This is a genomic window from [Clostridium] clostridioforme AGR2157 (assembly GCF_000424325.1).
Lineage (GTDB): Bacteria > Bacillota > Clostridia > Lachnospirales > Lachnospiraceae > Enterocloster > Enterocloster clostridioformis_A.
Map to the genome: position 1 here is coordinate 1 of NZ_AUJR01000091.1, position 7,229 is coordinate 7,229.

8 protein-coding genes and 2 pseudogenes are annotated in these 7,229 nt (G+C 43.8%); 2 read left to right on the forward strand and 8 right to left on the reverse strand.

Going from position 1 to position 7,229, the window contains the following annotated elements:
- On the reverse strand, window positions 1-226 hold a 226-nt coding region (locus G614_RS28690; protein ID WP_242828185.1), incomplete at its 3' end, for a helix-turn-helix domain-containing protein.
- A 106-nt stretch (window positions 227-332) separates the two neighbouring features.
- On the opposite strand from G614_RS28690, the gene G614_RS0122935 reads away from it, so the two are divergent.
- Entirely contained in the window at window positions 333-743 is a 411-nt protein-coding gene (locus G614_RS0122935; protein ID WP_155245126.1) for a hypothetical protein, read from the forward strand.
- Window positions 744-978: 235 nt separating this feature from the next.
- Here G614_RS0122935 and G614_RS0122940 read toward each other — a convergent pair whose 3' ends face one another.
- From G614_RS0122940 to G614_RS0122965, 6 genes are all read right to left on the reverse strand, one after another.
- Complete coding sequence (locus G614_RS0122940) at window positions 979-2,283, reverse strand: TRAP transporter large permease (protein ID WP_027643767.1); 1,305 nt, start codon at window positions 2,281-2,283, stop codon at window positions 979-981.
- 3 nt (window positions 2,284-2,286) lie between these two features.
- Complete coding sequence (locus G614_RS0122945) at window positions 2,287-2,766, reverse strand: TRAP transporter small permease (protein ID WP_027643768.1); 480 nt, start codon at window positions 2,764-2,766, stop codon at window positions 2,287-2,289.
- On the reverse strand, window positions 2,763-3,767 hold the full coding sequence (locus G614_RS0122950) for a TRAP transporter substrate-binding protein (RefSeq protein ID WP_027643769.1): 1,005 nt from the start codon (window positions 3,765-3,767) through the stop codon (window positions 2,763-2,765). The genes G614_RS0122945 and G614_RS0122950 overlap by 4 nt, the downstream gene beginning before the upstream one ends.
- Window positions 3,768-3,790: 23 nt before the next feature.
- Entirely contained in the window at window positions 3,791-4,255 is a 465-nt protein-coding gene (locus G614_RS0122955; protein WP_027643770.1) for a YhcH/YjgK/YiaL family protein, read from the reverse strand.
- 21 nt (window positions 4,256-4,276) lie between these two features.
- Window positions 4,277-5,188, reverse strand: coding sequence for a ketopantoate reductase family protein (locus G614_RS0122960; protein ID WP_027643771.1), 912 nt, complete (start codon window positions 5,186-5,188; stop codon window positions 4,277-4,279).
- Window positions 5,189-5,252: 64 nt separating this feature from the next.
- Complete coding sequence (locus G614_RS0122965; RefSeq protein WP_027643772.1) at window positions 5,253-5,939, reverse strand: cyclase family protein; 687 nt, start codon at window positions 5,937-5,939, stop codon at window positions 5,253-5,255.
- Between the two features lie 297 nt (window positions 5,940-6,236).
- Here G614_RS0122965 and G614_RS0122970 point away from each other — a divergent pair.
- Window positions 6,237-6,907, forward strand: a pseudogene (locus tag G614_RS0122970) (GntR family transcriptional regulator).
- 45 nt (window positions 6,908-6,952) lie between these two features.
- Here G614_RS0122970 and G614_RS31800 read toward each other — a convergent pair.
- A pseudogene (locus tag G614_RS31800) lies at window positions 6,953-7,229 on the reverse strand (IS630 family transposase); the annotation flags it as partial.

The following is a 7,229-nucleotide window of genomic DNA, read 5'->3' on the forward strand; positions in this document are numbered from 1 at the left end:
CTTTCACGCCTGATTCCATATATTTTTTCAGGCAGAGCTTTACCGTCGGTCTCGAAATATCGAGTTTGTCAGCAATGGCTTCATCTGCCATGCCATCTGATTTTAATAAGAGGATTTTGGCTCTCCTGTGGACTCTGGCTTCAACAGTCCCCTTCTGTAGAATGGACTTTAAATATGACTTATCATCATTGGAAAGAAAAATAGGCGTAGCACTCTTTGGCATCATTTTACCTCCTGAAATGGTCTATAAGTATTATACCATTTCAGGATAATAATGTAAACTTATTAAAATCGAGTTATACTAGACAGTGATAAATATAGAAGCTGCTACCTTGGGCAATGCGATAAAACCGACGACGGAAATACTTATGGATAAGGGTTTTAGCACCTCCGGTGCTGAACATAAAAAGCAGTTTTCCGCTTCGGAAGATACAAACCGCAGAAAATTCACAACGTCAAAAAACGAAACCATTGATTCTTCCGTATCCGGAAAGGAGGAACAGCCAACGAGAAAAACGACTTATGCACCGACAAGAGGAATGGAAGAGTCGTTCAAGGAGCTGTCACCGCTGTTTGATGAAAAACGCTATTATACATTATTTCCATACATGCAGGCAGACCCAGTATTAAAAGACAGTTCGTTTTACCATATGGCCTCTTATGCATTTGATGAGCCGGGTGAACGGCATGAGTACACTTCGATGCAGCTTACAGACGTAGTGGCAAAAGAACAGATTTTATAATGACAATGGTACTAAAGTGGAGATTCATCCGGGAGACGTGTTTTTCTGTGGCTCTGGTGAAGGGCATGGAATTGAAGCTAAAGAAGAAGCGATTGAGATGATCGCACTGATTTTATATAAAGATTAAAATATAACAGGGCCATTGCTCCATAGATGATCTGCCCATCTATAAAGCAGTGGCCCATAAAAAATTATATATAATTAAGAACGAATTGGTACTTTTAGTATTTTAAATTTAAATCAATCCCAACAAAGAGGGCAGCCCCAGAGAAAGTACAGGGATATAGGTAACTAAAAGCAGACCGACTATGATGATACCGAAATACGGCAGCAGGTGCTTGATAACACTTTCAATGGTTACACCGCCTACTTTACAGCCAGTAAACAGGATCGTTCCTACAGGAGGAGTGATGGTTCCTACAGAAAGGTTATAGCATAGAACAATACCGAACTGTACCGCGCTCATTCCTAAACTGGTGCAGATAGGAAGGAAGATTGGTGTAAAAATAAGGATTGCCGGGGTTGGGTCCATAAAAGTACCGACAAACAGTAAGATCACATTGATAAGAAGGAAAATTAAAAACTTATTGCTTGTAACACTGAGGACAGCGGTTGCTACCATATCCGGGATTCCCGTAAAAGCCATCGCCCAGGACATGATAGAGGATAAGCCGATCATGAATGTGATGGTACCAGTGATCTTAGCAGAATCCAGAACGATCCTTGGGATATCTTTTACTTTAATAGAACCATAGATAAGGGACAGCACAGTAGCGTATACAACAGCAACGGCAGAACCTTCGGTAGCAGTAAAGATACCGCCTAAAATACCGCCGATAACGATGACGATCATCAAAAGACTTGGTACTGCCTGCCAAAATGTTTTTAAAGCGATCTTAAGGGTCAGCTCGCTGGAGCTGCGGTATCCTAATCGTTTTGCTGCAATAGTTGCTAAGATAATGACGCCGGAACCCCAGATGATACCAGGAATATAGCCTGCCATGAACAGGGCAGCAATGGAAACACTGCCGGCTACCGTAGAGTATACGATCATGGTATTGCTTGGGGGAATGAGCATTCCTACAGGAGCGGAGGCAACATTGACAGCAACGGAATAATTTTTGCCGTAACCTTCTTTTTCCTCCAGAGGGCCCATGGTACTTCCGATAGCCGCCGCAGCAGCAGCGCCAGAACCGCTGATAGCGCCAAAGAGCATGTTTGCGATAACGTTGGCCTGTGCCAGGGAACCAGGCATTTTTCCACCTAATACTTTGGCACAATTGACAAGACGCAGAGCAATGCCGCCGTTATTCATGATATTTCCTGCAAGGATAAAAAACGGGATGGCGATCAGTGAAAAGGAGTTAGAGCCTGCAAAAATTCTCTGAGCGGATGTGGCAAAAGCAACATTGCCTGGTAGCATACAGATCATAGAAACAGCAGAGGAAAGACCGATGCCTACTCCAATGGGTATGCCCGCTGCAAGCATAACGACCAGTAATATGACCATGACAATGGCTACCTGAACTGCAATAGACATAATTTATACTCCCCCTTCTTTTTTGGTAAAAATCTCGCGCAGGTTGTACAGACTGTAAAAGATGATCAGTACACCGCAGACGGGAATGATGCTGTATACGGTTCCGGTAGGGATTTTTAAGATAGAATCGTATTGAAGCATATTCATGGTAGTGATGACTATGCCGCCATATACCAGAATGGTGCCGGAAAAGATGATGATCACGATTTCATTGATGATATCTAACGTTCTTCTTGCACTTCCTGTCAGCTTATCTTTTAAAAAGGTGATGCAGATATGGTCTCTCTGACCGAATACGTAGGTAGCGGACAGAAGGATGAGCCACACGAAGCAATAGCGGGCAAGCACCTCGCTGACACTGCTGGGGCTTTTGAACACATAGCGCATGATAACCTGATATACAGTCAGCAGCACCATACCAATAAAGTCAATGATGCAGACTGTAGCCAGAAAACGATCCAGTCCCTGTTTCAATGTTTTCATGATTGCTCCCCCTCTCTCAGTGCAGTTACATCTGCATAGATCTTTTTCGTTACATCAGATTGTTCTGCAATCCTTTGAAGCAACGGCATGCAGCGCTCTCTTAATTCTTCTGTATCAGGATAGCAGAACTGTGCGCCGGCAGCTTCCGTATCTTTCTTTGCCTGTTCAATGGCTTCCTTAAAAAGCGTAAATTCTTCTTCGGTAGATTCCTTCATCAGCTGATCAAAGATCGCTCTGTCTTCGTCACTCATGGAATTTAAGAAATCTGTGCTGGCAAGGACGACGTCCGGGTGAACAATGTGGCGGGTGTAGGCATAGTAAGGCGCTACCTCATAGTTCTTAAAGTCACGGTAAACCAGCTCACTGTTTTCCGCAGCATCGATAACGCCCTGCTGCAGTGCGGTGTAAACTTCTGACTGTGCCATAACGGCTCCGTTTCCGCCCATTAGCTTGGTCATTTCTACATAGGTAGGGCTGTCATTGACACGAATGATCATACCCTTTAGATCATCGGCGGAATTGATAGGCTTTTTCGCGTATACATTTCTTTCGCCAGCGGTGTACACCGTGAGGACGCGGAATTTGTACTTATCCGTAGAGGAAAACAGCTCATCAAATACTCCGCCCATAACTGCATGCTCCAGATGGTCAATGTTATCATAAAGATACGGCGCGCCTACGATCGCAAAGTCTGCATCATATCCTTCAGGAACGCTGCCGGGAACGATGGCCATCTGCAGGGCGCCGGTACGGATAAATTCTGCCATAGCGCCCTGTTCTCCCAGAACACCGTTTGGATAAATGGTCATATGGTAACGGCCATTGGTTGCTTTTTCAAATTTTTCACCAAAATCCTTCATAGCAAGATACTGAGGATGATTTTCATTTTGGTTAAAAGCTACTCGGATCTCGGTCACTTTCTGCTCTGTTTGTCCACCGCAGGCAGATAACATTCCTGTAAGACATAAAAGTCCTGCAGCCAATAGGATTTTTTTAAACATATCGGAATACCTCCTGCTGCTTTCTACAAAAGAGCTACGCTTACTTTAACGACTACTTTACGCAGTTTCATGGATTCGCCGGAAATACACTCCGGACGGTGAATGTCGGAAGGAAAGAAGATGCAAAAACAACCTGGACGGGATTCAATCCATCCTTCATCTTCTACAGACTGATAGAAGATAAGGTCACGTTCCTTGATATGCTCAGCAATCTGATAATGTCCAGTGTTTTTTGTAAAGCCAAGACGCTCCTTACCGGAAACAAGATACTGCACATCCAAATATTTTTCATGGGATTCCGCTTTTTTGGTATCCGGCTCTACGGTGACAGCGTCAAACACCTGAGCATAGATCTCTTTCCCCTGGATTTCATATACGCCAGGTTCCATAGCTGCAAAATCGTGGCTTGCCAGATAGTCCAGAGCTTTTTTGATGGCGTCTGGATAGGTTTCAAATGCGTCGTGGTTTTTGATAGATGAAAAGATCATAGTTTATTTCCCCCTCTTTTGTTAGTTTCTTCCTTCCATAGCATGTATCATGGTCACTACAAATTCATGTCCAGGCACTGCCACATGATATTTTTTTGCTGCGCGGACAACGGCGCCGCTGATGGTGTCTACTTCTGTACGTCTGCCATCCCGCAGGTCAGCCCGGATAGAAGTACAACCATTTGGATTCTGGATAGAAGTGTTCTTTACTTTTTCGATCACCGCTGCTTCGTCAAAAACAAGACCGGCAGCAGCTGCAGCTTCAATGGTTTCGTGGATAAGCTGGCAGCAGAGCTTCCATGCGTAGGCATCAGCAGCAATATATCCCATATCTACCTGAAGGATTCCGGTCAGTGCGCTTAAGGACACATTGGTAAAAAGCTTATCCCATATCAGTTTTTGGATATTATCATGTATTTTTGTCTGAAAACCACAGGAATCAAATACTTCTTTCAGATGGTTTAAGAACTGGTCGGTATCCTCTGTCAGCATTCCGAGATTGGTAACGCCGGTTCCTCCGCGTCTGACATGTCCCGGACCAAGGACTGCTCCATTATCTTCGGTAGTTCCGATGACAATGTGGTCTTCACTGACAAATTCTTTTAAAAGGTCCTCGTGTCCTGCTCCATTTTGGAGGGTCATCAGACGGGTATCCGGTCCGATCAAAGAACGATTCTGTTCAAGGGCATTTCTGGAAAAAAGCGCTTTTACGAAAACAATGACCAGATCAACAGGCTGTTCTTTTTCTGTATGGCAGACTGCATGGGGATGATAGCAGCTTGTGGTGCCATTTTCATCAATCAACAGGCCGTTTTTATTGATATGCTCTACGATATCCTGGTTTGTATCTACTAAGATCACTTCGTTGTGCTGTGAGAGGCGTCCGCCATAAATGGAACCCATAGCCCCTGCACCGATTACGGCAATTCTCATAAAGTCTCCTTTGCTAAAAAAGGGCAGCCCTCAACGAAAGGTTGCCCTATCTGTCGTCAGGTATTTATTCAGAAAACTCGGTAAGTCCCTCGATCGCGTATGCACGCACAGGGCTGGAATCGAGTCCCTTGATAGGAAGCGGAGAATAGCTCATGAAAAATACATCTGTTTTTAACTCTTCCAGATTCTTTAACACTTCCAGGAATACGATATTCTCAGCCATCAGGATATCGTGGAACGGCTTTACATCTTCATTACAGTTTTCAATAGAAACGCCGTCACCGAAACCAACTGCTTTTACCTTGTGATCCTTGAACCACTGAGCGCTCTCTGCATTGATCAAAAGACGCTGATCCTTCTCGGTGTTGGTATCTGCGGTAAATGGTGCCAGCTTGTAAGAAGAGTCGATGATGACAATGTCGCCTTCCTTTACTTTCTTTGCCTCACGGTCTAAGTCAGCAGCGGTAATGTGGCCTCTTTTTGCAACCGTTTCCCTGAAATCCACATATACGGCACGGCCCATAAAAGTAGTTAAAGGCAGATCAGCTGCGGATGGCCAGTTATCATCATGATGGTAAGGACACTCGCAGTGTGTTCCCAGATGGCTCATCAGGTCCATATTAGTATGGAAATCCGGGATAGCACCACCTGTATTAAAGCGGAACAGATGACACCTTCTGGTCTCGGTCGCAGGATCGATGATCTTAGATAAATCAATTACTCTTAACTTGCCTATTTCATAAACGCACATTTGTTTTCCTCCTTGACTTTGCTTGTGTTGTTTTGTTAGATTCTATCTCTTGACAGTATACCGGGATACCGGGATGCTGTCAAGAGATACTTAAGATGCATAATAGACAAATTTTTAACGAGATTTTTGTGCAATTTTTATGGCCTTTGATGCGTCCGTCAGAGATATATTTGGCATGGAATTTTTTAGACGGGCCTATCAGGAACAGGGGATATTTTCTTGACAGAATCCTGAATTTGACTTAATATGAAATGGTTATTTACTATGAGAAATATGCAAAGAAAGTATGGTTATTTTATGAAAGAAAAAAGTCTGCTGCAGCTACATGCCTACGATTCCATAAAAAATAGTATTCTTTCCGGGGAACTGGAACCAGGGGTGCTTTACTCTGAGACAAAACTGGCTGCTCAAATCGGCATTTCCAGGACACCGATGAGAGAGGCGTTGCAGTCTTTGAGCCAGGACGGTTATATCACCATCATTCCCAGCAAGGGATTTATGATACGGCAGTTAAATGAGAAGGATATGAAAGACAGTATAGAGATACGATGCGCCATAGAGGGATTTTGTACCAATATGATCGCGTCGCAGATTTATACAGAACGAGGAAGGCAGCTTTTAAAAGATTTGGAAGCTGCGCTTAAAAATATGGAAGAAGTGTTTGATAAAGAGGACTGTTTGGAGGATTTTATCGACTACGACCACCAGTTTCATCTGCTTCTCGTAAACTATATGCAAAATGATGAGTTCGACCATATTTTCCAGCGGCTCCTGTATCTGATACGCCTGACTTCTCTGGATGCACTGGCCGTGAAGGGACGTATTACTGGGACTATGAATGAACACCGGGAATATCTGAAGGCATTAAAAGCAGGCAATGAGGCAAAGGCTTATGAGATCATGCTCCACCACTTGATGATGCCGCTTAAGATGCATGAAAAAAAATAAAAAATGTTTTGTCTTCCTGAAAAAAGGGCCATACTAGTACAACTCGATTTAAATAAGCTTACAATTTAAGCATTGGTAGTAATCTGATTTCTTGGCTTACGTGTCCGTGCTTTGGGCGCACGTTTCCCTTGGTTTTCAGGACTTGCTGCTTTCGCATTTACAACTTCATAGACGATTGTGCCCACATCCTCTTCCGAAAGATCAATCGTGTCCAAGCGGTATTTCCATTTGTAGGGGACGGGAACCTCATTGATTTCTTCAAAGTATTTCAAAATCCGTTCCTTTAGTTCCTCTTTCGAGCCTACACGAATCCCGGACAACATCTGGCGGGTCATTTTGCTG